Genomic DNA, 1,763 nt, shown 5'->3' with positions numbered 1-1,763 from the left:
GAACATATCCCCCTCCCCTCCCCCTGGAAGGAAAAGCGGGAGCGGTGGAAAGCCAAGAAAAAGCGGACCGTCCGCAGAACCTTTGAGAGCTGCATCACCGCCTACACCACCTTTAGAGAGGAGACCGGCCTCCTCTACGTCCACTTCAATAAAAACCTCTCTTTCAAAAAAAACCTTACCTTTAAGGATCGGATCGGCTTAAAACACCAGATCTCCCTCGAAGAGGTCGATTTCCTCGTCCAAAAAAGGGCCATTCCAACAGACACCTATCTCCTAGCGCTTAAAAGGGAGGGAAAGCTTGCCGAGGCCGAAAAGGCCCTCTCCTCCCTCATTGCCTTTACCGTGAAGCGGGCTCAAAAAGGTTTTAGCGATAAAGACCCCCATTTCATCCGCAACTTTGGCTTTATCGATGACCGAGCCATCGAGCTCGATGTGGGCGGTTTTTTCCACGATCCGAAAAAAGATTTGCACTACTTCGAAACCGTCGAGGTGGAGCGGATCCACCATAAACTTTTTCCTTGGCTCGAGGCTCATTATCCTGAGCTCATTCCCCATGCTCAAAAAGAGTTTAAAAAATTGAAAAAAGACTAGCCTTTTTTTTCTCAGTTGTCTATTCTTTACTCAATTTTAACCAAAAACTTGGGAGCACAAGTCATGGTATCAAAAATTTTACAAAACCCTCTTCCTACCCTCGTAGAAGGAGGCAAGTTTTTCCTTAAAGGACCTGTTCTTTCAGGCGTCGCCATAGGGCTGACATATGCCCTTTCTAATAGTAAACGTGTCGAACAAGTCGCACGTAGCCTACATCCAATTTCAAAAGAATTATCCCGTAAAGAAGCGCGCGAAGCTCAAACTAACTTTGCTGAACGATTCCAGTTAGCTCTAAATTATCTACTACCGATAGGCACTACACTTCTTATCCACAAACTTGCTACCTCCCGGTTCCCTTCCCTAAAATTCACCGACAACTTCCCACTCTCTACACAGGCGTTTATTGCAGGAAGTGCCGTCTACCTCAATTACGACAGAATTCCTCTAAGCAGTCCTTCCGCTAGAACCGGGATAACCCATGGAATTCTTATCGCCCTCTTTATTGCTGCAGCCAAAACCACCGCTATGATCGAAAAACGATTCCCTTCCCTTGCAGTTCCTGTAATGGGAAGCATCGTCACGGGAATGACTTATAAGCTATTGGGAAGAGAGGAATTTTTTTCTGGAGATTCTGTAAACTTAGAAAAAAATTTACGTAATTATCTTTTTATCCCTCTTATCTCTATGATTGCACTCTCACTCATTGCTTCTAAAGCTTCCTGCAAGCTCAGCAGCTTGCAAAAAGTCGCCTACCTCGCAACGAGTGCTCTCTCTTTCCATCTATCTTCTGATAAGATTGGAAGGTATCAAGATTTTGCAGAATTCATAAATAATAATAAACCAGAAGGCCTGCAGCATGAAATTGCTAGGCTATTTTACCACAATGATCAAGGATTAACCCCAGCCATCACTCAGCTAATGGCCCTCTTGGTTCTTAGTGGTGGTCAGAAGCTTTTAACCACCACAAGGGCAGTTTAAAAACCGGATAAGACCCAAGGACCTGATAATAAAACTACAAACTAAAAAAGGCAAATAGAGATGAAAGTTACAGACAACGTTAAGCAAGCAGGCATCAGGATCCCTGCAAAGTCGTGACTTAAATTTTTAAATATGCATAAATGGTTGGTTTCGTATCCAATATAACCAAGGCGAGCCAGCATGAGCACCCAAAC

The 1,763-nt window shown here is 44.1% G+C and carries 2 protein-coding genes; both read left to right on the top strand.

Going from position 1 to position 1,763, the window contains the following annotated elements:
• Positions 1-591, top strand: a 591-nt coding sequence (locus NEPTK9_RS09430) for a hypothetical protein (RefSeq protein WP_194848580.1), incomplete at its 5' end; no start/stop codon positions are given.
• Positions 592-654: 63 nt separating this feature from the next.
• A complete protein-coding gene (locus NEPTK9_RS09425) occupies positions 655-1,569 on the top strand; it encodes a hypothetical protein (protein WP_194848579.1) in 915 nt (304 codons plus the stop codon).
• Positions 1,570-1,763 lie beyond the last annotated feature (194 nt).

The organism is Candidatus Neptunochlamydia vexilliferae, from assembly GCF_015356785.1.
In the GTDB taxonomy this organism is placed as follows: Bacteria; Chlamydiota; Chlamydiia; order Chlamydiales; family Simkaniaceae; genus Neptunichlamydia; species Neptunichlamydia vexilliferae.
Note: the sequence above shows the minus strand (reverse complement) of the source record. Positions and strands in the feature narration are given on the sequence as shown.

Excerpts from the sequence above, each read along its gene's own strand:
- NEPTK9_RS09425 (WP_194848579.1), top strand. The coding sequence starts at position 655 with ATGGTATCAAAAATTTTACAAAACCCTCTTCCTACCCTCGTAGAAGGA.